Origin of the sequence: Microbacterium sp. KRD172 (genome assembly GCF_017168295.1) — a bacterium.
Lineage (GTDB): Bacteria > Actinomycetota > Actinomycetes > Actinomycetales > Microbacteriaceae > Microbacterium > Microbacterium profundi.
In genome coordinates this window covers 3033660-3060319 of record NZ_JABFAS010000002.1, presented here as the reverse complement: position 1 = coordinate 3060319, position 26660 = coordinate 3033660, and the positions used below count along the sequence as shown (strand labels likewise).

The window sequence follows — 26660 nt, the reverse complement described above, 5'->3', positions numbered from 1 at the left end:
GTGAGGGGGAATCGGGGTGGGGATGCTGGAGAAACACTATCGAGTCGCACGAGGCGGCGACGTCGGAGGCCGAGGGTAGAAAGGTGGTGGTGATGGTAGAAAGGTGCGAAAATGGGGAGTATGAGCCTCAACATCAAGAACGAACGGGTGCACGAGATGGTGCGCCGGCTCGCCGAGCTCACCGGGCAGAGTCAGACGAGTGCGGTTGAGGATGCTGTGCGGCGAAGGCTGGAAGAAATGGGCGAGGTGGCGGATGGCGCGGAGCAGCGACGACGCGAAGAATTCGACGCGGCGCTGAAGCGGCTTCAGTCCCACACGCCGATCGGACCAACGTATGAAGAGATCATGGATGACATGTACGACGAGCTCGGCCTACCGCGATGATCGTCGACACGTCGGCGCTGCTGGCCATCGCGCTGAAGGAGCCCGAGGCGCCCCGGTTCATTCAGTTGATTCGTGAAGAGGGCATTGCGATCTCCGCATCGACACTGTTGGAGTCGGAGATCGTCGTTCGGGCGCGTCTCGGCGTCGATGCGCTGAACGACCTCCGAGATTTTCTTGACCGGGGCCCCTCTGAGGTCGTGCCCTTCGACGCTCGCCAGGTCCGCATCGCGAGCGAGGCTCACGCGCGCTATGGGCGAGGATCGAAGCATCCAGCGAAGCTCAACTTCGGCGACTGCTTCAGCTACGCGCTCGCGATGGCGCGTGACGAGCCCCTGCTGTTCAAAGGTGACGATTTCATTCACACCGACGTGCGGGTCGCCGCGCCCTGACGCTTCGACAAGCTCAGCGACCGGAGTGTCACGCCGTAAGGCGTTCGATGAGCTCGCGGTACCGGTCGGCGGTGCGCTCGACGATCTCGTCGGGCAGCGTGGGCGGTTCGCCCTGCTTGTCCCAGTTCGAGGCGAGCCAGTCGCGGACGATCTGCTTGTCGAAGCTCGCCATGCGCTCGGTCGGGGTCGATCCGGACTCCCACGTCGCTGCATCCCAGTAGCGCGAGGAATCGCTCGTGAGCACTTCGTCGGCCAGGCGCAGGATGCCGCTGGCATCGGTCCCGAACTCGAACTTGGTGTCCGCGAGGATCAGCCCGTGCTGCTCGGCGATCGCCGCTGCCTTCGCGTAGATCGCGAGCGAGGCGTCGCGCAGTTCGGTCGCGCGCTCGGCGTCGACCAGTTCGACGACGCGCTCGAACGTGATGTTCTCGTCGTGCTCGCCCATCGGTGCCTTGTACGCGGGGGTGAACAGCGGCTCGGGAAGACGGTCGCCGTTCTCGAGCCCCGAGGGCAGTGGGATGCCGCACACGGTGCCGCTCTGCTGGTACTCGGCCCATCCGGTGCCGGTGATGTATCCGCGGACGACGCACTCGATCGGCAGCATCTCCAGCGACTGCGCGAGCATGGCGCGGTCGGCGACAGCATCCGGAATCGCACCCTCTGCAAGATGATTCGGGAAGTCGAGCTGCGCGAACCACCAACGGCTGAGTGTTGTCAGCAGCGCGCCCTTATCAGGGATGCCGGGGGAGAGCACGAAGTCGAACGCGCTGACCCGGTCGCTCGCGACGACGAGGATGCAGGTGTCGGCGGGATCCTGCGATGCGTAGAGGTCGCGGACCTTTCCCGAGTAGAGGTGACGCCAGCCGGGGATGTTCAGTGCATCGCTCATCCGCCCATTATCCCTGGCGGAGTCCGCGTGTGTCGGCGCCTGATCCACGGAGCCTCGGTGTCGGAGGCCGGGTGTAGCGTTGCCGGGTGACTGACTCCTCGGCATCCTCCGGCCCTTCCACCGGCACCTACGCCACTGGGCAGCGTCCGAGCAGCCCATGGCCGGCCCTTTGGGCGATGGTCATCGGATTCTTCATGATCCTCGTCGACACGACCATCGTCGGGGTCGCGAACCCTGCGATCAAGGAAGCGCTGGATCCGACCTCGAACAGTCTCGACCGCGTCGTGTGGGTGACGAGTGCCTACCTGCTCGCCTATGCGGTGCCGCTGCTGATCACCGGGCGCCTCGGCGACCGCTTTGGCCCGAAGAACCTCTACCTCATCGGCCTCGCAGTCTTCACGCTCGCCTCGCTGTGGTGCGGTCTGTCGACCACGCTCGACGGCCTGATCTGGGCGCGCGCCGTGCAGGGGCTCGGCGCGGCGCTGCTGACTCCGCAGACCATGGCGGTCATCACCCGCACCTTCCCGCCCGAGCGTCGCGGCGCGGCGATGGGGCTGTGGGGCGCAGCATCCGGCATCGCCATGCTCGTCGGCCCGCTCGCCGGCGGCTTCCTCGTCGACGGTCTCGGCTGGGAATGGATCTTCTTCATCAACCTGCCGGTCGGCGTCATCGGGTTCATCCTCGCGTGCGTCCTCGTGCCGAAACTGCAGACGCACAAGCATCGTTTCGATGTCCCTGGCGTCTTCCTCAGCGCGATCGCCCTGTTCCTCATCGTCTTCGGACTGCAGGAGGCGGAGACGTACGACTGGGGCGTCATCTGGGGTCCGATCTCGGTGTGGAGCCTGATCATCACCGGCGTCGTCGTACTGGTGCTCTTCCTCTGGTACCAGTCGCGCACGAAGAACGAGCCGCTGGTTCCGCTGGAGCTGTTCCGCAATCGCAACTTCGCCTGGTCGAACATCACGATCGCGATCGTCGGATTCACGGTGACGGCGCAGGGCCTGCCGCTGATGTTCTTCCTGCAGCTCGCTCGCGGGCTGACCCCGACCGAATCCGCCCTGTTGCTGATTCCGATGGCGATCGCCGCCGGCGTCATCTCCCCGTTCGCCGGCAAGCTGCTCGATCGGATCGACCCGCGCCTCATGCTCGTGCCGGGGCTGCTGCTCGTATCGATCTCGCTGTTCCTGTTCGCCACGATGATGAACACCGAGATCCCTATCGGCTGGTTGCTGGTCCCGTCGCTGATCCTCGGGTTCGGCAACGCGGGTATGTGGGGTCCGCTCGCCACGACTGCCACCCGTGACCTGCCGCCGCGTCAGGCCGGCGCAGGTTCGGGCATCTACAACACGATGCGCACAGTGGGCTCGGTTCTCGGCTCGGCCGCGATCGCCGCATTCATGCAGAACCGCCTCGAGACGAACCTGCCCGGCGCCTCGGATGCCACGGGTGGATTCGGTAGGGGTCAGATGCCGGATGCTGTCGCCGGGCCGTTCGCGGATGCGATGGCGCAGACCATGCTGCTGCCCGCGGCCGTCATCCTGCTGGGCGTCGCCGCCGTGCTGGTGCTGCGTCGGCCGAAGCACCTCGCCGCGCGCGCGTAGCGGGCATCGCGAGCAGATCGAGGAGGCGTGGCATGAGCACTTCCGTTGATGGCGCTGTCGTTATCGATGTGGTGGTTGACGACGAAGAGGTGCGCGTGCGGGTGAAGGACGGTCGCACTGTCAGCGCCCCGCTGAGTTGGTTCCCGCTACTCTCTGCCGCGAGCCCGACCCAGCGTTCGGACTGGCGCCTGATCGGTGAAGGCGAAGGAATCCACTGGCCTCAGCTCGATGAAGACATCTCGGTCGCTGCGTTGCTGCACGGGCACGATCGATAGCACGCGCTGAGCCCCGAGATCCTGCCGCAGAGCTTCAGCCTCGCCGACTGAGGTCGAAGCCTCGCGCGGGCGAGCCCGGTCCGCGTGCTACTCCGCGACGCGGGCGGCGATGTCGCTGCGGAAGTGCGCACCGTCCAGGCCGATGCGGCCGATCGCGTCGTAGGCCTGGGTGCGGGCCACGGCGAAGTCTGATCCGACGGCGACCACGTTCAGCACGCGGCCTCCGGTGGCGAGCAGATCGCCGCCTGGAGCATCCGGTCCGGCGGTGGCTGCGTGGACGATCCGCACGCCCTCGACGCTCGCGGCATCCGACAGCCCTGAGATCTGGCGGCCGGTCTGCGGCGCCTCGGGATAGCCCTCGCTCGCGAGCACGACGGTGATCGCGACGTCGCCCGAGAACACGGGGTCCGGCTGGTCTTCGAGAGTTCCGGATGCCGCGGCGAACAGCAACTCGGACAGCGGGGTCACCAGACGCGGCAGCACGACCTGGGTCTCAGGATCGCCGAAGCGGGCATTGAACTCGATGACCTTGATGCCCTTGTCGGTGAGGATGAGTCCCGCGTAGAGGAGCCCGATGAACGGTGTGCCCTCGGCATCCAGCTGGCGGATCACCGGCAGCGCGACCTGGTCGGTGACCTGCTGCACGAAAGCCTGCTCGCTGCCGAACTGCTCGTCGAGCCACGGCAGTGGCGAATACGCGCCCATGCCGCCGGTGTTGGGGCCTTCGTCGCCGTCGAAGGCGCGCTTGAAGTCCTGTGCAGGGCTGAGTGCGCGCACGGTGTCACCGTCGGAGAGGAAGAACAGCGACACCTCGGGTCCGGAGAGGAACTCCTCGATCAGCACCGGTCCCTGCGGAAGGTAGTGCGATGCGTGGGCGAGTGCCTCGGCGCGGTCCGACGTGACGATGACGCCCTTGCCTGCAGCGAGCCCATCGGCCTTGACGACGTAGGGCGCGCCCAGGTCATCGAACGCAGCCTCGACGTCGGCGACGGATGCTGCGCGCACGGCGCGTCCGGTCGGCACTGATGCCGCTTCCATCACGCGCTTCGCGAAGGCCTTCGAGCCCTCCAGCTGCGCGGCGGCCCTGCCGGGGCCGAACACCGGGATGCCGCGTTCGCGCAGTGCATCCGCGACACCGGCGACGAGTGGAGCCTCGGGGCCGATGACGACGAGGTCGATCCCGTTCTCGTTCGCGAAGGTCGTGACCGCGCCGCCGTCGAGCTGGTCCACGGTGGCGAGCGCGGCATCCTGCGCGATCCCCGCGTTGCCCGGCGCGGCGACGATCTCGTGCTTCGCACCGCCCGCCTGCTCTGACTCTGCCTTCAGGGCGAGGATGATCGCGTGCTCACGGGCACCGGAACCGAGGACGAGGATCTTCACCCGTCCAGACTACCGAGCCGGTCGAGCCCCGTCAGACGGTCACAGGACGTTCGTCGCTCTCATCCCATGGCACGGTCCACCCGCAGGTGTCGAACAGGCGGTCGAGCACCATCGCCGTGAATCCCCACACGATCGTGCCATCGACGTCGAACGCCGGTCCGCTGAAGCGGAACCCGTCGCGGGTGATGACCGAGGTGAAGCGCGTCGCGGGGTCGAGCAGCTGCGCGACCGGCACACGGAACACCTCGACGGTCTCGGCATGGTCGACGGCGGCGACCTTCGACGGCTTCGTCCACCAGCCCAGCACCGGCGTGACGAGGTGGTTGCTGGCTGCGAGGGGGAGTTCGGGGAGTACTCCGAGGATCTCTACCCCGTCCGGGTCGAGGCCGGTCTCTTCTACCGCTTCGCGCAGCGCGGTGGCGACGAAGTCCGCATCGGCCGTTTCGCGCCCTCCGCCGGGGAAGGACACCTGGCCAGGATGCGATGACAGAGTCGATGCGCGTCGCTGGAGCAGCACGTCGAGATCCTTCGCGACTGCCGCATCGATCACCGGGGCCGGAGTGCTGTCGAGCACTCCGAACAGGATCAGGACGGCGGACTCTCGAGCCGTGTCCGGATCGGCGAGCTGCGGCAGGATGCCCCAGCTGTCGGACCGCGCGGCGGCGAGCAACTCGGCGCGGGCGCCCTCCGGATGCTGCGAGACACTCATCCTTTCGAGCATACGCGGCGCCCGGAGAGCGTGGCCGCTGACCGCCGCGCGCGTCGTCGTAGGCTGATCCCGTGGCCAGGAAGATCGATGTGAGCGACGGGCGCGACGCGCTGGATGCTGTGCGCGTGTCCCGCACCGCGGACACGAAGCCAGCGCGCACCGCGCTCGCGACGGCCGTGCGCTACCTGCTGCAGCTGCTCGATGAGAAGGCGCCTGGCAACAGCGTCGAGGTGCGGGTGCCGCCGTTCGGCGCGGTGCAGGTCGTGCAGGGTCCCCGCCATACTCGAGGCACGCCGCCGAATGTCATCGAGATGGATGCCGCGACCTGGATCGATCTCGCCACGGGTGTCGAGACCTGGGAAGAGGTCGTCGCCGCAGGTCGCGTGCAGGCATCCGGCACGCGCGCAGATCTGTCGGATCTGATGCCCTTGCGTCCGTAGCGGTCGCACACTCGCGGGTCGTTGAGCGCAGGCGGCGCAGCCCCCGGTATCGCGGGTCGTTGAGCGCAGGCGGCGCAGCCCCCGGAGACGAAACGCGTTGAGCGAGCCGCAGGCGAGACGAAACGTCGTCGGAGAGGCTTCGACTCCCTTCGGTCGCTCAGCCCGTTTCGTCTCGCTGCGCTCGCTCAACGACCCGCGGGAGCTGGTCGCTCAGCCCGTTTCGTCTCGCTGCGCTCGCTCAACGACCCGCGGGAGCTTTCCGCTCAGCCCGTTTCGGGCCGCGGGAGCTGGTCGCTCAGCGACTGGGCGCCACCGCCCTGCGCTACGCCGCGGGGCCACCATCTCGGCGGAGACCGGAGGGTTCCCGATCTGGGCGTGGCTGCTCGTTGTCGGCGCGGGTGTCGGCACCGGTGTCGTCGTCAAGCGGCGTCGGGATGCCGCGTCCGCCGCCATCGGGGAGGATTGACTCATGACAACCACCGATCGTCCTCAGCGGCGCGCCCGTCCTCAGATCGTGCTCGAGGTCATCGATTCCATCCGGCTGACACCCCACCTGGTGCGCATCATCGCCGGCGGACCTGGCATCGCGGCTGTCGAGGACAAGGGCTTCACCGACGCCTACACGAAGATGCAGTTCGCGCCGGCGGAGGCGAACCTGACGCCGCCGTACGACATGGAGGAGCTGCGGGAGAGGCTGCCCGTCGAACTGCTGCCGTCGGTGCGCACCTATTCGATCCGCCGTTTCGACCTCGACGCTGGACAGATCTGGATCGACTTCGTCACGCACGGCGACGAGGGGGTCGCGGGGCAGTGGGCGGCGAGCGCCAAGCCGGGCGATCCGGTGGTTCTCGGCGGTATCGGCGGCGGCTACGCACCAGACGCGACAGCGGACTGGCATCTGCTCGCCGGCGACGAATCGGCGATCCCTGCGATCTCGGCGGCGCTCGAGGCGATGCCGGCGGATGCTGTCGGCACGGTGCTGCTCGAGGTGCAGGACGAGGCCGAGCATCTCGCGCTGACCGTTCCGGAGGGGATAGAGGTGCGCTGGCTGCACCGCGGTGATCGTGAGGCCGGGACGACCACCGAGCTCATCGACGCCGTGCGAGCTCTCGAGTGGCGTTCGGGTCGGGTGCAGATCTTCGCGCACGGCGAGCGCGGCGCGATGAAGCAGCTTCGCCCGTTCCTCACCGATGAGCGCGGAGTGGAGCGCACGCAGCTCTCGCTGTCCGCGTACTGGGCCTATGGCCGCCGCGAAGACGCGTTCCAGGCGGAGAAGCGCGAGGCCGTCGGGCAGGTGTGACGCTCCCGCGAGGGCCGGAACAGTGGGATAATGGATGCATGTCCTCCACCGATTCTCACGAGACCGTCGAGGCGACCGTCAGGCGGGTGCCCCGCTACGGCGTGTTCATGGGCATCGGAGTCGTGCTCGGGATCATCGCCGCCGGCATCCTGACCATGGTCGGAGGCTACGAGCCGTCTCAGGCGCTCGACGTCGTCTACCCGCCCAGTCAGGTGTTCGGATTCGCACTGCTGTGGACGGTGCCGATCGGCCTCGCTCTCGGTGGCGTCGCCGCGATCGTCCTGGAGCGTTTCGCCCGTCGCCACGACCGTGTCGTGCGCGTCGACCGCGAGACGATCATCGCGGCGGACTGACCGTACTCGTTTCGACTCGCTGACGCTCGCTCAACGCGTTTCGTCTCGCTGACGCTCGCTCAACGCCCCGGGGCGTCGCCTTGTCGGATCAAGTCAGGCGAGCTCGGCGATGATCGGCCGGATGGCGGCGTCGAATGCGACCACGTCGCGTCTGAGCCCATCCGTGACGGCGACCGTGAGTGCGCCGATCCACCAGATCCCTCGTTGCGAGAACGGCAGCACCTGCACGTTCAGCTCGAACGAGTGCGCGCGGCGGCCGATCTCGCGCTCGAACTCGGCGATCGCGCTCGCATAGGCGCGGTACGCGCCGCCCCCGGTGGCCGTCTTCATCGTTCCCAGATACCGCTTGTGGGCATCGCGGGCGTATTGCAGCGCGGATGCCGCGAGCGGAGTGATCGCTTCGCGCAGTTCCTCGGCTCCGGTGGCGGGCAGAGCGACGAGGGTGTCGAACCCGTCGACGAGCTCCAGCGGGCCCTCTGCGGGGTGCGCACGCGGCTCCACCGCCATGTCCCAGTAGTCGCGCCACTGCGCTTCTAGCGGGGCGCTGGCGTCGGCGGCATCCGGTGCGCGCACCTGCAGGTCGCGCAGGCTCGGCAGGCCCTCCGGCTCCCGGATCCCGAGCATCTGCCTGAGGGCGAGCGCGACGAGCGTCGGCATCCCGGCGTCCTCGCGTATCAACCACTGCGGCTTCTCGGCCATGGCCCCATCCTATGGAGGTCGCGCGGAGAATCGCAGGCTCGGTCACCGGTAGTCTTGTGGTGTGGCTGCCTCCCCCACCAATCCCTATTCCGAAGCCGGCGTCGACACTGCTGCAGGTGATCGTGCCGTCGAGCTGATGAAGTCCTCCGTGCGCGCTACGCACGGCCCAGAAGTGCTCGGCGGATTCGGCGGATTCGCCGGACTGTTCGATGCCTCCGCTCTGCTCGGCTACACCAAGCCGCTGCTCGCGACCAGCACCGACGGCGTCGGCACCAAGGTCGCGATCGCGCAGGCGATCGACAAGCACGACACGATCGGGCAGGACCTGGTCGGAATGGTCGTCGACGACATCGTCGTGGTGGGGGCGAGGCCCCTGTTCATGACCGACTACATCGCGTGCGGCAAGGTCGTCCCCGAGCGCATCGCCGACATCGTCCGCGGCATCGCCGACGCGTGCACCGCCACCGGCACGGCGCTGGTCGGCGGCGAGACCGCAGAGCACCCTGGCCTGCTCGGCCCCGGCGACTACGACGTCGCAGGCGCCGCCACCGGGATCGTCGAGGCGGATGCCGTGCTCGGCGCGGACCGCGTTCAGGACGGCGACGTCGTGCTGGCTCTCGCATCGAGCGGTCTGCACTCCAACGGCTACTCGCTCGTGCGGCACATCATCACCGGCGCCGGCATCGGCTACGGCGACGACGCCGCCGACCTCGGCACCACCTGGGGCGAGGCGCTGCTCGAGCCGACCAGGCTGTACACGCTCCCGCTGCTGCGTCTGCTCGATACCCTTCGCCCTTCGACAGGCTCAGGGACCGCTCAGGGGCCGAATGAACCGAGCGCAGTGCACTCGCTCAGCCACGTCACCGGCGGCGGCATCGCCGCGAACCTCGCCCGTGTGCTCCCGGTGGGCAGCTGGGCCGAGGTCGACCGTGCGACCTGGTCGCCGAGCCCGATCTTCCGCGTGCTCAGCGACATCTCCGGCACTGGCCTCGAGTCGACCGAGGGCACCTGGAACCTCGGCATCGGCTTCCTCGCGGTGATCGATCAGCGTCAGAAGGATGCCGCGATCACCGCGCTCGCCGCAGAGGGAATCCACGCGTGGCAGGTCGCGACCGTCGGTACGGGGGCACGCCCGGCCGGAGAATTCGAAGAAGGCGCCAAGGGCGTCGACGGTGGTGCGGTGCGTCTCGTCGGCGCATACGCGGATGGAGCAGAGTAATACCCCATGTGCGGAATCGTCGGAGTGGTCGCTGGCGGCCCGGTCAACCAGGACATCTACGATGCGCTCCTCCTGCTGCAGCACCGCGGGCAGGATGCCACCGGCATCTCCACTGCAGAGCCCAACGGCGTCATGCACACGATCAAGGCAGAGGGCATGGTGCGCGAAGCCTTCCGCACCCGCGACATGCGCTCCCTCCTCGGCAACGTGGGCCTCGGTCACGTGCGCTACGCGACCAAGGGCACCGCATCCAGCGAGGAGGAGGCGCAGCCGTTCTACGTGAACGCGCCGTACGGCATCGTCCTCATCCACAACGGCAATCTCACCAACACGCGTGAGCTCACCGCCGACATGGCCAAGCGCGACCGTCGGCACCTGAACTCCTCCAGCGACACCGAGCTGCTGCTGAACGTGCTCGCCGGTGAGCTGCAGGCGACGACGAGCGACGTCGACCTCGAGCCAGAGCGCATCTTCGAAGCCGTCAGCCGCACCCACGAGCGCATCGAGGGCGCGTACGCGGTGATCGCCGTGATCGCGGGCTACGGTCTGCTGGCGTTCCGTGATCCATACGGCATCCGTCCGCTGATCCTCGGGCGCCGTGACGGCGCCGAGCACGACGAGTGGGTCGTCACCAGCGAGTCGCTGGTGCTCGAGAACGGCGACTACGAGGTCGTCCGCGAGGTCGCTCCCGGTGAGGCCGTCTTCATCACCGACCAGGGCGAGCTCTTCAGCAGGCAGTGCGCCGAGAACCCGACGCTCACGCCCTGCGCTTTCGAGTACGTGTACCTCGCCCGCCCCGACTCGACGATGAACGGCATCGCCGTGTACGAGTCGCGTCTGCGGATGGGGGAGCGTCTCGCCGACACGATCGCCAAGCACGTGCCGCGCGAGAAGATCGACGTCGTCATGCCCATCCCCGACTCCGCGCGACCGTCGGCGATGGAGGTCGCCCGCAAGCTCGGCATCGAGTACCGCGAGGGCTTCTACAAGAACCGCTACGTCGGACGCACCTTCATCATGCCGGGCCAGGCGGTGCGCAAGAAGAGCGTGCGCCAGAAGCTCAACGCGATGTCGACCGAGTTCCAGGGCAAGAACGTGCTGCTGATCGACGATTCGATCGTGCGCGGCACGACGAGCAAGCAGATCATCCAGATGGCGCGGGATGCCGGCGCCCTCTCCGTGACGTTCGCCTCGGCCGCACCGCCGGTGCGGTACCCGCACGTCTACGGCATCAACATGCCCTCCAAGCACGAGCTGATCGCCCACGACCGCACGATCCCCGAGATCGCCGCCGAGCTCGGTGCCGACCACCTGGTGTACCAGGAGGTCGAGGACCTGAAGGCCGCGATCATCGAGGGCTCTGACGTCACCGACCTCGACATGAGCTGCTTCGACGGCCGCTACGTCACGGGCACCGTCACCGACGAGTACCTGTCCTGGGTCGAGAGCTCACAGTCGTCGTGACCGCGTCGCGCCCGCTCTGGCACGGTCGGGCGCTCGCAGTGCTCGGTATTGTGCTGTGCGCCTTCTCGCTGCGCTCGGCCGTGGCGTCACTGTCACCGCTGTTCGATCACGTGGCGGCGGACTTTCCGGTCTCGTCGGCCGTGGTCGGGCTCATCGGTACAGCGCCGCCGGTGTGCTTCGCGATCTTCGGGTTGCTGACACCGCTGTTCGAGCGCCGGCTGGGGCTCGAACGGGTGACGGTGATCGCTCTGATCGCGATCGCCGCCGGCCTCGTGCTGCGCGGATTCTCGGTCGACGCGATCACGCTGCTGCTCTCGACCGCGCTGATCTTCGCCGGAGTCGGGATGGGGAACATCCTCCTGCCGCCGCTGGTGAAGAAGTATTTCCCCGACCGGCTCGGCATGATGATGACGCTGTACACGACGGCGATGGCGCTGTCGACGTTCGTCCCGCCGTTGGTCGCCGTGCCGGTGGCGGATGCCGCAGGATGGCGTTTCTCGCTGGCGATGTGGGGCGTGTTCGCGCTCGCCGGCAGCATCCCGTGGATGCTCATGCTGCTGCGCGGGCGCACCGAGGGCGTGCCGGTTGCGGCCACTCGCGAAGATCGTCCGATGCGCGAGACGTCGACATCGGATGCCGAGGCACCTGAGCCTGCGACCCTCGTCACCGGCCCGATCGCCGTCGCTCCGGCGAACTCGCGAGTGTTCGCACGGCTCGCCCGTCTGCCTCTGGCCTGGGCGATCGCGGTCGTCTTCGGCACCTCGTCGACGATGGCCTACGTCTCCTTCGCGTGGCTGCCGACCATTCTCATCGACCGGACGGGGGTGACGGCATCCGCCGCCGGGCTGCTGCTCTCACTGTTCGCGTTCATGGGCCTGCCCGCGTCGCTCGTCGTGCCGGTGCTGGTCGTCCGATTCCAGGCGACCAGGCCCCTTTTCCTCGTCGCCGTCGTCTGCGGGATCCTGGGCCTTGCCGGGCTCATCATGCTGCCGTCGATCGCCCTCGTGGGGCTGTGGGTGGCGCTGTTCGGCGTCGTCGGGGTGCTCTTCCCGCTGGCGCTGGTGCTGATCAGCGTACGCGCGCGCACACCCGAGACGGCGGTCGCCCTGAGCAGCTTCGTGCAGAGCGCCGGTTACATCGGTGCGGCTGCGTTCCCGCTCCTGCTCGGCATCGTGCACGATCAGACGGGCGACTGGCTGGTGCCATTGCTGATCATCGGCGCCGTACTCGTCGTCGCCATCCCGTTCGGGTTGATCGCCGGTCGGCGGCAGACGATCGAGGACGCCTGGGAGCGTCGGCACGGGCGCTGGTGAGGAGCGCTGTCTCATCGGGCCCGGTTCCGGGCACGACAAAACCCCCGCACGGCGTACGGGGGTTGTCAGATCAGGCGGTCAGGCCTTCTCTAGTTCGTCTTCGTCTTCGTCGGCGTAATCATCAGCCCACTTGTCGACGTAAGCGTCTTCATCCGTCGGATGAGCAAGCTCGCGCTCAAGCGCTGAAGTGTTCAAAGACGGACTGTACGCCTTGAGTTCGCGGGCGATCTTGGTGTGTTTCGCCTTTTGACGGCCACGGCCCATGCGCGAGACCCCCTTACGAGTTAGGACGCGGGCAATCAGGTGCCCGACGCGTTTCACGACACCGGCGTGCGGCCGGTAAGAGTAGCATTCAGAATAGCACGAGGGCCAGGTGCGCTGGCCTTCGCCGGCACGTGAAGGGAACGATTCACATGACAGATGCAGCCTCCTCCCCGTCCGACGAAACGGCCCAGAACGCCGCGCTGCAGAAGGCCGTGATCGTCGGCATGCAGCCGGGGCAGGCCGTGCACGTGCTGCAGGAGGCCGCGCGTTACGCGAGCCTCCTCAGCGCACCGCTCGTCGTCGCCCACGTGGACGTCACTCGGTTCGTCACATACGAGGATCCGGACGGTTACGTGCATTCCGCGCCGATCGACCTGAACATCGAGGCCGGCGCCGCCGAATTCGAAGAGGTCCAGGCCGCTGCGGCCGCTGAACTCGACGGCAAGGGCCTCACCTGGGCCGCGCGGCAGCTCGTCGGCGACCCGGCCCTTGCGATCAAGCAGCTCGCGAACAAGATCGACGCGCAGCTCATCGTGGTCGGCACGCGCAAGCGCGGTCTCGGCGAGTCGATCCGCGAGTTCTTCACCGGATCCGTCGCCGCGCGTCTCGCCCACCGTCAGCATCGTTCAGTGCTGGTGGTGCCGCTCGAGGAGTCGGTCCCCGACGATCAGCAGGAGATCTGGACCGAGTAGCGTCACTCAGCTGACGGGGAGTTCAGAGCCTGCGTGACGGCGCGGGCCGCGGCATCCAGCGCGGCATCCAGGTCGGTGACGGTGGATGCCGAGAGCACGCCGCCTCGAGCGACATGCGTGCGCAGATCGGTGCGCACTCGCGCGCGGAACGCGTTGATCGACGCGTCTGCGCGATGCAGCTCCTCGCGGCTCGTGACGCGATCGTCGGGCAGTGAAGACGAGGTCGACCGAGGGTGGCCCTTCGCTGCCGTCCGCTCGTCGTTCGCCGCAGCGGCCAGGTCGGCGCGCAGGCTCTTCATGGCGTCCTGCACGCTCTGGCGCACCTCGTTGGCGATCAGGCGCACAGAGTCGGCGAGACCGGATTCGATGCCGGCGAGGTCGCCCTCGCGGCCGGTGAGTTCGGCGCGACCGGCATCAGTGATCGAGTAGATCGTGGTGCGCCCGTCGACCGTCTTGGAGACCAGGCCCTCCTCCTCGAGCTTCGCGAGCCGAGGGTAGATGGTGCCGGCGCTGGGCGTGTAGGTGCCGCCGGTGCGATCGGTGAGCGCCTGGATGATGCCGTAGCCGTGCTGCGGCGCTTCTGCGAGCAGCGACAGCAGGTACAGACGCAGGTCGCCGTGGGAGAAGACGGCGGGGGTCATGAGTCCCACTCCTCGTCGTCGGCCACGGTGATGATGGGCTGGCGCAGCACGGTGATGTTTCCGGAGACCGAGTTCGAGCGCACGTCGACGAACGAGCCGGCGAGCTCGCCGGTCGAGCCGGTGTAGTTGGTCGGTCCGGAGTTTCCGCGGTCGACGCCGTCGATCAGCATCCGTCCGCTCAGGGAGCGCGCCACGTAATTGGCGGGCAGTGTCTCCTCCAGGCGGATCGTGCTGCTGCCGGAGACGGTGTTCAGGTTGATGGAGTTCACGGCGCCGGTCGCATCCACCAGGATCGCGCCGGAGACTGTGTCGACCGTCGCCTTGCGCACCGAGCCGGTGATCGCGACGTCGCCGGAGACGCTGTTCGCGTTCGCGGAGCCGGTCAGTCCGCGCACCTGCACGTCACCGGAGACGGAGTTCACCGTCAGATCGCCCGTGTGGGTGTCGACGATGAGGTCGCCGGAGACGGTGTTCAGCCGCGCGTCGTTGGTGAGGCCCGAGATGAGCGCGCCCGCGCTGACGACGCCGAGGTTCAGGGCGATGCTGCGAGGCACGGCGACGCTGACTTCGGCGCGGGGACCGCCCGAGCCGAAGTTGCGGAACACCTCGAGGAAGTTGTCCCAGCCCAGCTGCGGGTGGTCGATCTCGATCTCGTCGCCGTTGGATTCGATGCGGAGATCTTTGGTTGTGACACCGTGCACCTCGATGCGGATGCCTGGTTCGTCGTGGGCGATGACGTCCACCTGTCCGCCGACGAGGCCGACCTTGAGCCGGGTCGCCTGAGCGATGTCGATGACGCGTTCCTCGCCGGGGGCGATGAGCCACTTCTCGGTCATGTTCTCTCCTGAGGTTGGATTAGTCGCGATATATCGCGTGTGAAGAGAATAACACGATATATCGCGAGTTTGTCAAGAGATGTGGTTGACATTGACGTGACGTCAACTTTTACGCTGGTCATATCGACACGAAAGGGAGGATGCCGTGGACACGCAGGACTGGTCGATCCAAGAGATCGCACGCCACGCCGGAACGACGAGCAGAACGCTTCGTCACTATGACGACATCGGTCTGCTGACGCCGTCGCGCATCGCGCACAACGGCTACCGGCACTACGACCAGAGCGCGCTCGTTCGGCTGCAGCGGATTCTGCTGCTGCGCGATCTCGGGCTCGGGCTGCCCCAGATCGCCGAGGCCCTCGAGGCCTCGACGGACCCTTCGACAGGCTCAGGGACCGGGGCGGCGGCGGAGGCATCCGCTCTCGAGACGCACCTCGCGTATCTGCGCGAGGAGCAGAAGAGGCTGGCGCGGCAGATCGCGTCGGTCGAGACCACGATCAGCACATTGAAAGAAGGAGGACCCCTCATGGCCGAGAACATGTTCGACGGCTTCGATCACACCCAGTACAAGGACGAGGTCGAGGACCGTTGGGGAAAGAAGGCGTACGCCGACAGCGACCGCTGGTGGCGAGGACTCTCGAAGTCCGAGCGTGCCGAATGGCAGCAGCTCGTGTCCGATCTCGGACGCGACTGGATCGCCGCCGCGGAGAGCGGGGCCGACCCGGCATCCGACGAAGCACAGCTACTCGCCCAGCGCCACGTCGAATGGCTGACGAGCGTGCCGGGGACTCCGGCATCCGCATCGGGCAGCGACGTCAAGGGCTACGTGACCGGACTCGGTGAGATGTACGTCGCCGATCCGCGGTTCGGAGCCAACTACGCCACCGCCGACGGCGGCACGCGAGGGGCGGAGTTCGTCCGCGACGCGCTGCGCATCTACGCCGAGGCGAATCTGTAGGCCACACGGATGCCGGGCGTAGGGTCTATGCATGCCCGGCCGCTCGACCACCACGAACACGGCGCCGCTGTTCGGGGCAGCGGCACTCGGCTACGCGGCGAACTGCGCACTGGGACTGGCCGTCGCAGTGAGGTTCGTCGACACTCGCAGATTCCGATGGCTGCACCATGCGCTCTACATCACGACGTGCACGGCCGTCGCCGCGGCGCTCAGCACGGCGTGCTGGGGCAGGCCGCGGCGCGCGAGCCGGTATGCCGCGCTGGCGCTCGTACCGTCCATCGTGCCGCTCGCCGCGATCGCTTACGTGCCGACGCACAGCCGCCGGCATCCGCTCGTCGCGCTCGCCGCAGCCCCCTTCTTCGTCGCGAGCGTCGTGCGCTCGCGCCGACCCTCCGACCGGAAGTGATCGCATGGAACTGCTCGACGCCATCCGCCGCCGCAAGACCACGAACGGGCCGTTCCTGCCCGATCCCGTCTCAGCGGAGCATCAGCGGATCCTGCTGGAGGCCGCGGGTCGTGCGCCGTCGCAGTTGAACAGCCAGCCCTGGCGGTTCGTCGTGATCGAGAGCCGAGAGACGATCGATGAGATCGCGCGCATCTCGGGCGAGAGCATGACCGAGGCGATGTCGAACGGCACGTTCTTCGAGCGGTACAAGCCGTACTTCCGCTTCAGCAAGGCCGAGATGGAGCAGAAGCGCAGCGGCATGCTGTTCGACAAGCTGCCGGCGCCGCTGCGCCCCTTCACCGGTCAGGTCTTCACGAAGCGAGGGCAGGCCCTCATGAACACCTTCGGCGTGCCCAAGACGCTGGGCGCGGAGAACCGGAAGCTCGTCGCGGGTTCCCCGTTGCTGCTGGGCGTGATGCTGGACCGCAGCGAGTACCGGCCCGGACAGCTGTCGTCGTTCTACTCGGTGTTCAGCATGGGCGCGGCGATGGAGAACGTCTGGCTCACCACGGTCGAGCTCGGCATGGGTATCCAGTTCATCTCGTTCCCGATGGAGGTGCCAGGCCGGTGGGACGAGATCGTCAGGCTCCTGCATGTGCCAGACGACCTGGAGCTGATGGCCGTGTACCGGCTGGGCTACCTGCCGCCCGAGCAGCGCCGCCCGGCTATCGACTGGTCGAGCAGCGAACGCAAGCACCCGTCGCCGTACGTCTATCGCGAGAACTGCGAGACGCCTCAGGAGGGGTGGGACGACGTGCAGCTCCGGCACGAGAGCTGATCCGCGCCGGATACCGGAACCCGTCAGCTGCCCTCGCGAGGCAGCAGCTTCAGATCCTTCAGCGCCGGACCCTCGATGCGGGTGCCGTCCGGTGCGAAGCGCGAGGCGTGCAGCGGGCAATCCCACGTGCACTCGGCGTCATTCCAGTCGAGTACGCCGCCGAGGTGCGTGCACATCGCAGAGACCGCGCGGGTGACGCCGCCGACGGTCGAGACACCGACCGGGCGACCCGCACGGTTCGCCACCACGCCGGTGCCCTCCGCCGGGCGATCGACGGGCACCGGGCGGGATCCGGCGCGCGACCATCCGGATGCGGCCGCTGCTGCGACCCGGCCGCTCTCGGCCGCTCCGCGCGCGATGTCGGCCGGCACGGTCAGCCGCGTGCCGATCGCGGTCATCCACCGCGGTCGGTCGTGCCGGTCGGTGCCGAGGATCTCCGCGGTGAGTCGCAGCGCGGCGGCCGGCGCGTTCGACAGTCCCCACTTGGCGTAGCCGGTGGCGAACCGGATGCGCCCGAGCCCCCGCGGCATCGCGCCGACGAACGGGATGAGGTTGTGCGACTCGTAGTCCTGTGCAGACCACCGGTGGGTCTCCTCGGCATCCGGGAAGTACTGCCGGGTCCACGACCCGAGATCCTCGACTGCGGCCGTCTCGCCATCCGAGCGTCCGACCGGATGCCCGTTCCCGCCGACGACGAGCTGCGCCGCCGCACCAGGCCCATCGGCCGGTGAGACCGGACGGATCGACCGATTCGGGCCGTCCACGGAGATGAAGGTTCCATCGAGCGCGTCACCGGGAACGCGGAAGGCGACGCAGTACGACCTGAGGCCGCGGGTCTTCGCGAAGTAGAGGCCGCGGTCGATGATCGGCGTGCCGGTGGCGAGAACGATGTGGTCGGCGAGCAGCGGCCCGGCGGCGGTCTCCACGCGCGGCTCGGGAACGGCATGGGCGCCGGTGGCGCGGATGCCGGTGTGCAGTGTCCCGCCCGCAGCCAGCAGTTGCCGGGCCAGGGTCTGTGCGATCAGCATCGGGTCGATCGTCACCTGATCCTCGAGCGCGACGGCGCCGACGATCGGGAAGGGCGTCGCGGGCAGGTCGGCCGGTGCCAGCATCCGGGTCGCCAATCCTGCCTCACGCGCCGCGAAATGCTGGGCCCGCACGACGTCGAGACCGCCGGGGGTCTGCGCGTAGGTGTGATCCGTTCGTCGGGTATACGCGACCCCGGCGTCGTCGGCGAACGCGGTCAGCCACTGCATTCCGGCGCGGTTGGCATCGACGTACGCCCTCACGAGCCCGATCGGATGGTGGCGGCGGATGCCCGCGAGGGTCTGGCCCTGGAGCAGGGTGAGTTTTCCGGTGTTCGCACCCGAAGTGAGTTCGCCGACTTCGCCCGCGTCGATGACGGCGACGTCGAGACCCTTGCGGGCGAGCATGACGGCGGTCGACAGTCCGGTGAGCCCTGCGCCGACGACGACCACGTCGTGTCGCGCACCGGTCTCGAACGGCGATCCGAGTGAGGCGGTGGGTTCGATCTTCCACAGCGGCTTCATGTCGCTCAGTCAACGCCGCTCGGGAGGCGCCCGGAACAGCCTTGACAATCACGTCGTGCGCGGACATGCGATGACGGGGGTAGAGTGGCCGCGTGTCTCTGCGTCGGCTGCTTCTCGTCGCGCTCGGCGGGACGATCGGCACTGCGGCGCGGCTTGCGATGGCGCTGTCGATCCCGAATGCCGGGGGCTTCCCCGTCGCGACCCTTGCGGTGAACTTCGTCGGTGCGCTGTTGATCGGCATCCTCGCTGTTCGTCTTCCCGGCGACTCGGACGTGCGTGTGTTCTTCGGCGCCGGCATCCTCGGCGGCTTCACCACGTACAGCGCCTTCGCGGTCGGCACGGTGCAGCTGTGGTCTCAGTCGCCGCTGCTCGCAGGGCTGTACGCGATCCTCACCCTGACGCTCGGCGTCGCAGTCGCTGTTCTCGGGATGCGCATCGCCGCGTCGAGGGACCCCCGATGACTCCGCTCATCTTCCTGTTCGCGTCCGTGGCCGGCGGTGTCGGCGCGGCGCTGCGGTACGCCGCTGACTTGGGGGTCAGCCGCTTCGCCGGTCGCCGCTTCCCCTGGGGCATCGTCATCGTGAACATCACCGGGTCGCTCGTGCTCGGCGTCGTCACTGCGGCCTTGCCGGATGCCGTGTTCGTCATAGGCGCGGGGCTTCTCGGCGGCTACACCACCTTCAGCACGGCGATGCTCGATACGATCGCCCTCTGGAAGGACGGCGAGCGGCCCGCATCCGTGCTGCACCTCGTCGGCACGTTCGCGGCATCCGTGATCGCGGCACTCGTGGGCCTCGCCGTCGGCGCGGCGCTCTGAGCCCGGTCGGCGTGGGTCGCCCGACGACGCGCTGAGCCGCGCTCAGCATCCTCACAAATGCAAGAATGTACAAAAGTACATGTACAACAGTCCAGAGGGGAGAGTCGTGGCTGGAGCAGTCCGCCGCAGGCGCGACCCCGAGACGCGACGACTCGCCATCATCACCGCTGCGGCCGCGCTCATCACCGAGGTCGGCGTCGACGCGATCACTCACCGCATGGTCGCCGCCCGCGCCGATGTTCCGCTCGGTGCGACGACCCAGTACTTCGCGACTCTCGACGACCTCCGAGACGCCGCGCTCCAGCTGCTCGCCACTCACGTGGCCGAGCGGATGACGGAGATCCGTGCGGTCATCAGCGAACGCGGTGCGACTCCGGCCCTGCTCGCCGAACTGATCCACACCGCCCTCGCCGACGCTACGGCAGTCCAGGCCGATCGCGCCGTCGTCACTGCGGCGGTGCATGACTCGAGGCTGCGAGCGCTCGCACGGCAGTGGTCGGACGAACTCGTCGGCATCTTCGCCCCCGTCCACGGAATCGACCGCGCGCAGGCCGCAGCCGTTTTCATCGACGGCGTACTCTGGCACGCGCAGATCCACGACAACCCGCTCGAACAGCACTTCATCGAGGTCGCGCTCATCAGCATCCTCGGGACCGCCGACGCCGCAGCATCCCCTCCACCGCAGTCCGCCGCATAAAGACAACCGAGAGATCACCGTGTCGAAACTCGCCATCCTCAGCCTGCGCAACCGCGCGCTGATCGCTCTCATCACGATCGTGGCCGCCGTGTTCGGCGGCCTCGCGTTGACGAACCTCAAGCAGGAGCTCATCCCCTCGCTCGAGCTGCCGTCGCTCATCGTCATGACGACCTACCCCGGTGCATCACCCGAGGTCGTCGAGAACGATGTCTCCACGCCGATCGAGACGGCGATCCAGGGCGTTCCCGGCTTGGAGTCCACGAGTGCGACGAGCGCGACGAACTCGTCGATCATCCAGGCCACCCTCACCTACGGCGAGAACCTCGCCACCGCCGAGCAGAAGATGCAGCAGGCGATCAACCGCATCTCCTCGCAGCTGCCTGAAGAGGTCGAGCCGCAGGTGCTGTCGGTCTCGATCGACGACTTCCCGGTGATCCAGGTCGCAGTGACCGGATTCGATGACGCCGAGACGGCTCAGGCCGACTTGGAGAATGTCGCGATCCCCGACCTCGAAGACGTCGACGGTGTCAATGCCGCACAGATCGTCGGCGGCATCGGGCAGCGCATCACGATCACGCCGGACAACGCCAAGCTCGCGGCGGCCGGCGTGAGCAGCCAGGCGATCCGCGATGCACTGCAGCAGAACGGCACGCTCTTCCCCGGTGGCGACATCACCGAGGCCGGTCAGACGCTGACGGTTCAGACCGGCGCCAAGATCACCTCGGTCGACGACATCGCCGCGTTGCCGTTGGTGGGCACGGATGCCACGATCGCCGACATCTCGACCGTGGCGTTGGAGTCCGACCCGGTGTCGTCGCTGTCACGCGTGAACGGCGAGGACGCGCTCTCGATCTCGATCACCAAGCTTCCCTCGGCGAACACGGTCGAGGTGTCCGACGGCGTGATCGCCGAGCTCGACGAGCTGCAGAAGACCTTCCCCGACGCGAAGTTCACCGTCGTCTTCGACCAGGCGCCGTTCATCGTGCAGTCGATCGAGACACTCGCCACCGAGGGCCTGCTCGGGCTCGTCTTCGCCGTGATCGTCATCCTCGTCTTCCTGCTGTCGATCCGTTCGACGCTGGTCACGGCGATCTCGATCCCGACCAGTGTGCTGATCACCTTCATCGGGCTGCAGGCGTTCGGATACTCGCTGAACATCCTCACCCTCGGCGCCCTCACCATCGCGATCGGTCGTGTCGTCGACGACTCCATCGTCGTGATCGAGAACATCAAGCGGCACTACGTGGGCGATGCCGACAAGGGCGATGCGATCCGCCTCGCGGTGCGTGAGGTGGCCTCTGCCATCACGGCATCCACCATCACCACCGTCGCGGTCTTCCTGCCGATCGTCTTCGTCGGCGACATGGTCGGCGAGCTGTTCCGTCCGTTCGCGATGACGGTGACGATCGCGATGGTCGCATCGCTGCTCGTGGCGCTGACGATCGTCCCGGTGCTGGCGTACTGGTTCCTGCGTCCAGGAAAGGAACTGCGCGACGAGAACGGGAACGTGATCGACCCCGAGCATCAGGATGCTCCGCCGACGCCGTTGCAGAAGCTGTACCGTCCGATCCTCGGATGGACGCTGAAGCACTCGGCCGTCACGGTGATCCTCGCCGTCGTGGTGCTCGGTGGCACGCTCGCCGCCGCGCCGCTGATGAAGATCAACTTCCTCAGCGACACAGGCCAGAACACCATGACCGTCACGCAGGACCTCGGTCCGACGGCGAGCCTCGAGACGAAGGATGCGGCGGCAGCCGTCGTCGAGGATGCGCTGGACGGCGTCGAGGGCATCGAGAACGTGCAGGTGTCGATCGGTTCGAGTGGCTCGTCACTCATGGACGCCTTCTCCGGTGGAGCCGGGGTGACCTATTCGATCATGACGTCGGCGGATGTCGATCAGGAGCAGCTTCGCGCCGATGTGCTCGATGCTGTCGACGGACTGGAAGACGTCGGCGACATCAGCGTGAACGCCGCCGCAGGGTTCGGATCGAGCGACATCGAGGTGAACGTCATGGCGCCGAGCGCCGAGGCTCTGGCCGAGGCGACCTCAGCAGTCGCCGAAGAGCTCGACGGACGCGACGGCATCGGCGCGGTCACCGACAACCTCGCCGCATCGCTGCCCTACATCGCTGTGGTCGTCGATCGACAGGCGGCGGCCGACAACGGGCTCTCGGAGGTCGCAGTGGGAACGCTGGTCTCGGGCACGATGCGCCCGCAGCAGGTCGGATCCGTCGAGCTGGATGACACCGCCCTCACGGTGTACATCGCCGCGACCGAGCCGCCGGCGACGATCGATGCGCTGCGTTCGCTGGCCATCCCCAGCCCGCGCGGGATCATCACGCTGCAGGACATCGCGCTCGTCGAGCAGCGCGAGGGACCGACCTCGATCACCACCGAGCAGGGCCGCCGAACCGCGACGATCACGGTGCCGCCGGCGTCGGACAACCTCGCGACCGCGACCGCATCGGTCACGGCCGCGCTCGAGGCGGTCGACCTGCCGGACGGCGCCTCGGCCGAAGTCGGCGGCGTCGCGTCGCAGCAGGCTGATTCGTTCTCGCAGCTGGGGCTCGCGATGCTCGCCGCGATCCTGATCGTCTACGTCGTGATGGTCGCGACCTTCAAGTCGCTGCGCCAACCGCTGCTGCTGCTGGTCTCTGTGCCGTTCGCGGCGACCGGTGCGATCCTGCTGCAGATCATCACGGGCGTGCCGCTGGGCGTCGCATCCTTGATCGGCGTGCTGATGCTGATCGGCATCGTGGTGACGAACGCCATTGTGCTCGTCGACCTGGTGAACCAGTACCGGGAGAAGGGTCTGTCGACGCGTGACGCGGTGATGGCCGGAGGCGAGAAGCGTCTGCGCCCGATCCTCATGACGGCGCTCGCGACCATCTTCGCCCTCACTCCGATGGCACTGGGGATCACCGGGCAGGGCGGGTTCATCTCGCAGCCGCTCGCGATCGTCGTGATCGGCGGCCTGGTCTCCTCGACCGTGCTGACGCTGATCGTGCTTCCGACGCTCTACAACCTCGTCGAGGGGGCGAAGGAGCGTCGCCGGGCTCGCAAGGCGGGGCCGGATGCCGGTGGCACGGCCCCCGATTCGGATGCTGGACCTGACACAGGGGGCGACGCTCCCGCAGGGGATGCGTCCGAAACCGACGCGTCCGAGCATCCGCTCACCCGCCGCGAGCTGCGCGAGCACCAAGGCTGATCCGTGGGGCTGCGAGGCCGCATGGTCTTGCAGTCCCGTTGGAATAGTCCGCGACCGGGTGTTGTTCAGCGACGAGTGCGCTGATCTCAGATCGAGCGCACAGAGCCGTAGACCGCGCACACAGAGAGAGTGTCAGTGCCACTGAACGACTTCACCACCCTGCCCGACCAGGACGAGCTCGCGAACCAGAGAGCAGTAGAGCAGGAACAGGTCAGCCTCGATGAGGCGTTCACGCGCCGTGACGACCTCCTCCGGCAGCTCGATGCCGACCTTGCGGCTCCTGCGGCGGATGCGGTGCAGCAGACGCGGATGCGCATGATGGCCCAGCGTCGCGCAGAACTGTCGCACGCCGAGCAGGGGCTGATCTTCGGGCGGCTCGACGGGCTCGACAATTCCGTGAGGCACCTGGGCCGGGTGGGGATCCCCGCATCGGACACGGAGGATGACGATCCTCTGGTGATCGACTGGCGCGCCCCGGCGGCGCGCGCCTTCTACACGGCGACTGCGGTGGACCCTCAGGGGCAGGCGAAGCGCCGGCACATCCGCACGAGCGATCGCACCGTAGTGGGCGTCGACGATGAGCCGCTCGACGGCTCGGTGGCCAGCGAGCTCGTGGGAGAGGGTGCACTGCTCGCTGCGCTGGGCGAGCGCCGGACCGGACGCATGAGCACGGCGGCGGCGACGCTGCAGCGTGAGCAGGACGATGTGATCCGCGCTGACGCCCACGGGCCGCTCGTCGTGCAGGGCGGACCGGGCACCGGCAAGACCGTGGTGGCGCTGCACCGGGTCGCATACCTTCTCTTCACGCACTCTCGCCTCGCTGCGCAGGGGGTACTGGTACTCGGCCCGTCGATGCGGTTCCTGGACTATATCGCGCAGGTGCTGCCGGGCCTCGGTGAGACGGCTGTCGTCTCCGCGACCTGCGACACGCTGGTGCCGGGCGTCAGCGTGGAGCGTGATGAACCGAGGGTGCTCGCCGAGATCAAGGGCAGGGCGCTCTGGCAGCGGGCGCTGTCGGAGTATGCGGCGTCGCTGGTCCCGCAGCCGAGGGAACTCGAGCTGGTGTGGGAGGGCGAGAAGTACACGCTCGACGGGCGGAGGATCGCGAGCGTACTCGCCTCTGCGACTTCCGGACGCTCGTACCACGCGGCGCGGGCCGTCTTCTTCGAGCAGGTGCACAGCCTGCTCACCGACGCCGTCGTCGAGCGCAGCGAAGAGACGCTCGCGCGGATGGAGGAGGGCCTGGAGGACATCCTCGTCGACGTCGACGCAGGGCTGGAGCGCTCCGATGACCGTGCTGCGGCGACCGGCGCGACGGGCGCCGAAGTCGATGGACTGCTCTCTGAGGACGACATCGAGCGGTTGCGCGATCGGATCGCGATCGACCGCGACCTGGCTGACCTGCTCGCCCAGTGGTGGCCGCCTCTGGATGCGACGGCAGAGCTGCGCCGGCTGCTCGCCGACGACGCGTTGCTGCGGCGGTGGGCGCCGGAGCTCACTGACTCGGAGCGCGACTCGGTCCGCCGCGAGCCGACCGGGTGGGCCGGCAGCGACATCCCGCTCATCGACGCGCTCGCCGATCTGCTGGGTGACCAGGGATCCGGACGGGCGCAGGGTGAGTTCCTCGCCGATCGTGCTGCTTCGCAGCGCGACTGGGTCTACGGGCACGTCGTCATCGACGAAGCGCAGGAGCTGTCCGAGATGCAGTGGCAGATGGTGATGCGGCGCTGTCCTTCGCGTTCGATCACGGCCGTCGGCGACATCGATCAGGCAGAGGCGCCGCACCGGCACACGACCTGGGCGCAGGCGGTCGACGCGGCATTCGGCAAGAAGTGGACTGAGGCCGGCCTGACGATCTGCTATCGCACTCCGCTCGAGGTCATGGCGCTCACCGCTCCCGTGCTGCGCAATGCCGGAAGTGAGAACGAACCGCCTCGGGCCGTGCGGGCGTCCGGCATCGAACCGTGGGAACGCGATGTCGACGAGAGCGATCTTGCCGCTGAGGCTGCGCTGCTCTTCGAGGAGTTGTCAGCGCGTTGGAGCGGCGGAACGGTCGGAGTCGTGGCGCCTCTCGACCGCCTCGCCGCGCTGCGCGCGGCTCTTCCGGACGCGACGGTGCTCTCTGCGACCGACGCGAAGGGGCTGGAATGGGACGCCACTCTGCTCGTGGATGCCGTCGGCATCGCCGCAGAGCCGCGTGGCTGGAACGGACTCTACGTCGCGCTGACGCGCTGCACCCAGGAGCTGGGACGGCTGCGCGTCAGCTGAGCTCGACGCCCCAGGTGAGCCTCCACGTCTCGTCCGGGGCGAGGCGACGGATGCCGAGACCGCTGTTCAACGCGTCGGCCGGGGCCGTCATCGGCTCGATGGCGACCGCGAGATCATGGCCGGGGTAATTCGTGGTCGTGTACACCTGCACGTAGTCGAAGCCTTCGCCCTGGCGCAGGGTGACGCGGCGGCCGTCTGGTGCGGTGAGGCAGTGGCGTACGAACCCGTCTGCATCCCGCGTGAGGTCGGTGAAGCCGGTGTCGAGCGCGATGTCGCCGAGGCGCACTCCTTCGCGCAGTGCGGCCGGTGCGGGGGAGGTGCCGGTGGGCAGCATCCGCTCGTCGGCGTCGAACTGGGTCGCGGCGGGCACGGTGAGCACGAGGTCGTGCGGATCGGCATCGCCGATCGTGACGAACGGGTGGGTGCCGAGTGCGGCGGGTGCCGCAGCATCCGATCGGTTCGTCAGCGTGTGCGTGACCTCGATGCCGGCGTCGGTGAGCGCATACGTGACCGTCGTCGCGATCTCGTAGGGGAAGCCGGTCTGCGGGTGGATCGTCGCGCGCAGGGTGGCGGCGGCATCCGTCTGCTCGATCTCGTAGGCGGTGAAGCGCAGCAGTCCGTGGCTGGCGTTGTGCAGCTTCGGCTCGCTGATCGAGAGCTGCTGCGTGGTGCCGCCGTCGTCCCAGACGCCGTCGCGCACCCGGTTCGGCCAAGGCGCCAGCACCACACCGGAGCACGACGGCGTCGGGATGTTCTCGGGGTACCGGCTGACGAGATCGACGCCGCCGACGGTGAGCCCGCGGAGGGATGCCCCGACCTGGGCGATCTGCGCCGTGACGGCGCCGCGCTGAAGGTGGATCTGGATGCCGGTGGGGGATTGCGAAGTCACGGCTTCATCGTACGGGGGTGTTCTCAGGCGCATCGGCTAAACTTGTGCGGTCGGCTTCGGGCAGCCGCGCATGGCGCGGGCGTTTATCTGTTGGAAGTGTGAGCCCAGGGGCCGATGGTGAGCGTCGATCGACGCACATTAACCATCACATGAATGGCCCCCGGCCGACGGATGTCCGGGTTTCCCCGCGCGCTAAGCGCGG

The 26660-nt window shown here is 68.0% G+C and carries 28 protein-coding genes; 19 read left to right on the top strand and 9 right to left on the bottom strand.

What is annotated here, in order from left to right:
* Positions 1 to 120: 120 nt before the first annotated feature.
* Both J1M43_RS15040 and J1M43_RS15035 read left to right on the top strand, forming a co-directional pair.
* Entirely contained in the window at positions 121 to 384 is a 264-nt protein-coding gene (locus J1M43_RS15040; RefSeq protein WP_206477188.1) for a type II toxin-antitoxin system VapB family antitoxin, read from the top strand.
* Positions 381 to 773, top strand: coding sequence for a type II toxin-antitoxin system VapC family toxin (locus J1M43_RS15035; protein ID WP_206477187.1), 393 nt, complete (start codon positions 381 to 383; stop codon positions 771 to 773). The genes J1M43_RS15040 and J1M43_RS15035 overlap by 4 nt, the downstream gene beginning before the upstream one ends.
* A 28-nt stretch (positions 774 to 801) precedes the next feature.
* Here the strand turns inward: J1M43_RS15035 and J1M43_RS15030 are convergent, their stop codons facing one another.
* Complete coding sequence (locus J1M43_RS15030) at positions 802 to 1662, bottom strand: phosphoribosylaminoimidazolesuccinocarboxamide synthase (protein ID WP_206477186.1); 861 nt, start codon at positions 1660 to 1662, stop codon at positions 802 to 804.
* 176 nt (positions 1663 to 1838) lie between these two features.
* Here J1M43_RS15030 and J1M43_RS15025 point away from each other — a divergent pair, with 176 nt between their 5' ends.
* Positions 1839 to 3263 carry a DHA2 family efflux MFS transporter permease subunit gene (locus J1M43_RS15025; RefSeq protein ID WP_206477417.1) on the top strand — a complete coding sequence of 475 codons (1425 nt, stop codon included), beginning with the start codon at positions 1839 to 1841 and terminating at the stop codon, positions 3261 to 3263.
* A 32-nt stretch (positions 3264 to 3295) separates the two neighbouring features.
* Positions 3296 to 3538 carry a DUF2442 domain-containing protein gene (locus tag J1M43_RS15020; protein WP_033105299.1) on the top strand — a complete coding sequence of 81 codons (243 nt, stop codon included), beginning with the start codon at positions 3296 to 3298 and terminating at the stop codon, positions 3536 to 3538.
* Between the two features lie 87 nt (positions 3539 to 3625).
* Here the strand turns inward: J1M43_RS15020 and purD are convergent, their stop codons facing one another.
* Both purD and J1M43_RS15010 read right to left on the bottom strand, forming a co-directional pair.
* The gene (gene purD / locus J1M43_RS15015; RefSeq protein ID WP_206477185.1) at positions 3626 to 4918 is read right to left on the bottom strand and encodes a phosphoribosylamine--glycine ligase; all 1293 of its coding nucleotides are present in this window, start codon (positions 4916 to 4918) and stop codon (positions 3626 to 3628) included.
* Positions 4919 to 4949: 31 nt separating this feature from the next.
* Positions 4950 to 5627: a CoA pyrophosphatase gene (locus J1M43_RS15010; RefSeq protein WP_206477184.1), complete on the bottom strand. Its 678-nt coding sequence runs from the start codon at positions 5625 to 5627 to the stop codon at positions 4950 to 4952.
* A 71-nt stretch (positions 5628 to 5698) separates the two neighbouring features.
* Here J1M43_RS15010 and J1M43_RS15005 point away from each other — a divergent pair, with 71 nt between their 5' ends.
* The 3 genes from J1M43_RS15005 (at position 5699) to J1M43_RS14995 (ending at position 7720) form a co-directional block, all read left to right on the top strand.
* Positions 5699 to 6067, top strand: coding sequence for a sterol carrier family protein (locus J1M43_RS15005; protein WP_033105296.1), 369 nt, complete (start codon positions 5699 to 5701; stop codon positions 6065 to 6067).
* 469 nt (positions 6068 to 6536) lie between these two features.
* Positions 6537 to 7367 (top strand): siderophore-interacting protein, encoded by an 831-nt coding sequence (locus tag J1M43_RS15000; RefSeq protein ID WP_206477183.1) that lies wholly within the window; start codon positions 6537 to 6539, stop codon positions 7365 to 7367.
* Between the two features lie 38 nt (positions 7368 to 7405).
* Complete coding sequence (locus tag J1M43_RS14995) at positions 7406 to 7720, top strand: hypothetical protein (RefSeq protein ID WP_033105294.1); 315 nt, start codon at positions 7406 to 7408, stop codon at positions 7718 to 7720.
* A gap of 93 nt (positions 7721 to 7813) precedes the next feature.
* On the opposite strand, the gene J1M43_RS14990 is transcribed toward J1M43_RS14995, so the two are convergent.
* Entirely contained in the window at positions 7814 to 8419 is a 606-nt protein-coding gene (locus J1M43_RS14990) for a hypothetical protein (protein WP_033105293.1), read from the bottom strand.
* 61 nt (positions 8420 to 8480) lie between these two features.
* Between J1M43_RS14990 and purM the strand changes: the two genes are divergently transcribed.
* From purM to J1M43_RS14975, 3 genes are read left to right on the top strand one after another with little or no spacing between them, the layout of a single operon-like run.
* The gene (gene purM, locus J1M43_RS14985; protein ID WP_206477182.1) at positions 8481 to 9638 is read left to right on the top strand and encodes a phosphoribosylformylglycinamidine cyclo-ligase; all 1158 of its coding nucleotides are present in this window, start codon (positions 8481 to 8483) and stop codon (positions 9636 to 9638) included.
* Positions 9639 to 9644: 6 nt separating this feature from the next.
* Positions 9645 to 11102: an amidophosphoribosyltransferase gene (purF, locus tag J1M43_RS14980; RefSeq protein ID WP_033105291.1), complete on the top strand. Its 1458-nt coding sequence runs from the start codon at positions 9645 to 9647 to the stop codon at positions 11100 to 11102.
* Positions 11099 to 12415 carry an MFS transporter gene (locus J1M43_RS14975; RefSeq protein ID WP_033105290.1) on the top strand — a complete coding sequence of 439 codons (1317 nt, stop codon included), beginning with the start codon at positions 11099 to 11101 and terminating at the stop codon, positions 12413 to 12415. Before purF ends, J1M43_RS14975 begins: the two co-directional genes overlap by 4 nt.
* Before the next feature lie 78 nt (positions 12416 to 12493).
* On the opposite strand, the gene J1M43_RS14970 is transcribed toward J1M43_RS14975, so the two are convergent.
* A complete protein-coding gene (locus J1M43_RS14970; RefSeq protein WP_033105289.1) occupies positions 12494 to 12679 on the bottom strand; it encodes a DUF3073 family protein in 186 nt (61 codons plus the stop codon).
* A gap of 149 nt (positions 12680 to 12828) precedes the next feature.
* Here J1M43_RS14970 and J1M43_RS14965 point away from each other — a divergent pair, with 149 nt between their 5' ends.
* A complete protein-coding gene (locus J1M43_RS14965; RefSeq protein WP_033105288.1) occupies positions 12829 to 13371 on the top strand; it encodes a universal stress protein in 543 nt (180 codons plus the stop codon).
* 2 nt (positions 13372 to 13373) lie between these two features.
* Here the strand turns inward: J1M43_RS14965 and J1M43_RS14960 are convergent, their stop codons facing one another.
* Together J1M43_RS14960 and J1M43_RS14955 are read right to left on the bottom strand one after the other, a co-directional pair.
* A complete protein-coding gene (locus J1M43_RS14960; RefSeq protein ID WP_206477181.1) occupies positions 13374 to 14012 on the bottom strand; it encodes a PadR family transcriptional regulator in 639 nt (212 codons plus the stop codon).
* Positions 14009 to 14848 (bottom strand): DUF4097 family beta strand repeat-containing protein, encoded by an 840-nt coding sequence (locus J1M43_RS14955; RefSeq protein ID WP_206477180.1) that lies wholly within the window; start codon positions 14846 to 14848, stop codon positions 14009 to 14011. The genes J1M43_RS14960 and J1M43_RS14955 overlap by 4 nt, the downstream gene beginning before the upstream one ends.
* A 145-nt stretch (positions 14849 to 14993) precedes the next feature.
* On the opposite strand from J1M43_RS14955, the gene J1M43_RS14950 reads away from it, so the two are divergent.
* Genes J1M43_RS14950 through J1M43_RS14940 form a run of 3 tightly spaced genes read left to right on the top strand, consistent with a single transcriptional unit; the run spans position 14994 to position 17029 of the window.
* Positions 14994 to 15806 (top strand): MerR family transcriptional regulator, encoded by an 813-nt coding sequence (locus J1M43_RS14950; RefSeq protein ID WP_206477179.1) that lies wholly within the window; start codon positions 14994 to 14996, stop codon positions 15804 to 15806.
* A gap of 31 nt (positions 15807 to 15837) precedes the next feature.
* Complete coding sequence (locus tag J1M43_RS14945; RefSeq protein ID WP_206477178.1) at positions 15838 to 16212, top strand: hypothetical protein; 375 nt, start codon at positions 15838 to 15840, stop codon at positions 16210 to 16212.
* 4 nt (positions 16213 to 16216) lie between these two features.
* On the top strand, positions 16217 to 17029 hold the full coding sequence (locus tag J1M43_RS14940; protein ID WP_206477177.1) for a nitroreductase family protein: 813 nt from the start codon (positions 16217 to 16219) through the stop codon (positions 17027 to 17029).
* A 23-nt stretch (positions 17030 to 17052) separates the two neighbouring features.
* Here J1M43_RS14940 and J1M43_RS14935 read toward each other — a convergent pair whose 3' ends face one another.
* Positions 17053 to 18579: an FAD-dependent oxidoreductase gene (locus J1M43_RS14935; RefSeq protein WP_206477176.1), complete on the bottom strand. Its 1527-nt coding sequence runs from the start codon at positions 18577 to 18579 to the stop codon at positions 17053 to 17055.
* Positions 18580 to 18671: 92 nt separating this feature from the next.
* Between J1M43_RS14935 and J1M43_RS14930 the strand changes: the two genes are divergently transcribed.
* The 5 genes from J1M43_RS14930 to J1M43_RS14910 all read left to right on the top strand — a co-directional run bounded on the left by J1M43_RS14930 (position 18672) and on the right by J1M43_RS14910 (position 25569).
* Complete coding sequence (locus J1M43_RS14930) at positions 18672 to 19040, top strand: CrcB family protein (protein ID WP_206477175.1); 369 nt, start codon at positions 18672 to 18674, stop codon at positions 19038 to 19040.
* Positions 19037 to 19396, top strand: coding sequence for a CrcB family protein (locus J1M43_RS14925; RefSeq protein WP_206477174.1), 360 nt, complete (start codon positions 19037 to 19039; stop codon positions 19394 to 19396). The genes J1M43_RS14930 and J1M43_RS14925 overlap by 4 nt, the downstream gene beginning before the upstream one ends.
* Positions 19397 to 19502: 106 nt before the next feature.
* Positions 19503 to 20093: a TetR family transcriptional regulator gene (locus J1M43_RS14920; protein ID WP_307823501.1), complete on the top strand. Its 591-nt coding sequence runs from the start codon at positions 19503 to 19505 to the stop codon at positions 20091 to 20093.
* Between the two features lie 19 nt (positions 20094 to 20112).
* Positions 20113 to 23301 (top strand): efflux RND transporter permease subunit, encoded by a 3189-nt coding sequence (locus J1M43_RS14915; protein ID WP_206477172.1) that lies wholly within the window; start codon positions 20113 to 20115, stop codon positions 23299 to 23301.
* A 135-nt stretch (positions 23302 to 23436) separates the two neighbouring features.
* Entirely contained in the window at positions 23437 to 25569 is a 2133-nt protein-coding gene (locus tag J1M43_RS14910) for a UvrD-helicase domain-containing protein (protein ID WP_084595773.1), read from the top strand.
* Here the strand turns inward: J1M43_RS14910 and J1M43_RS14905 are convergent.
* Entirely contained in the window at positions 25562 to 26458 is an 897-nt protein-coding gene (locus J1M43_RS14905; RefSeq protein ID WP_200880948.1) for an aldose 1-epimerase family protein, read from the bottom strand. The two genes, J1M43_RS14910 and J1M43_RS14905, sit on opposite strands and share 8 nt — an antisense overlap.
* Positions 26459 to 26660: the final 202 nt, after the last annotated feature.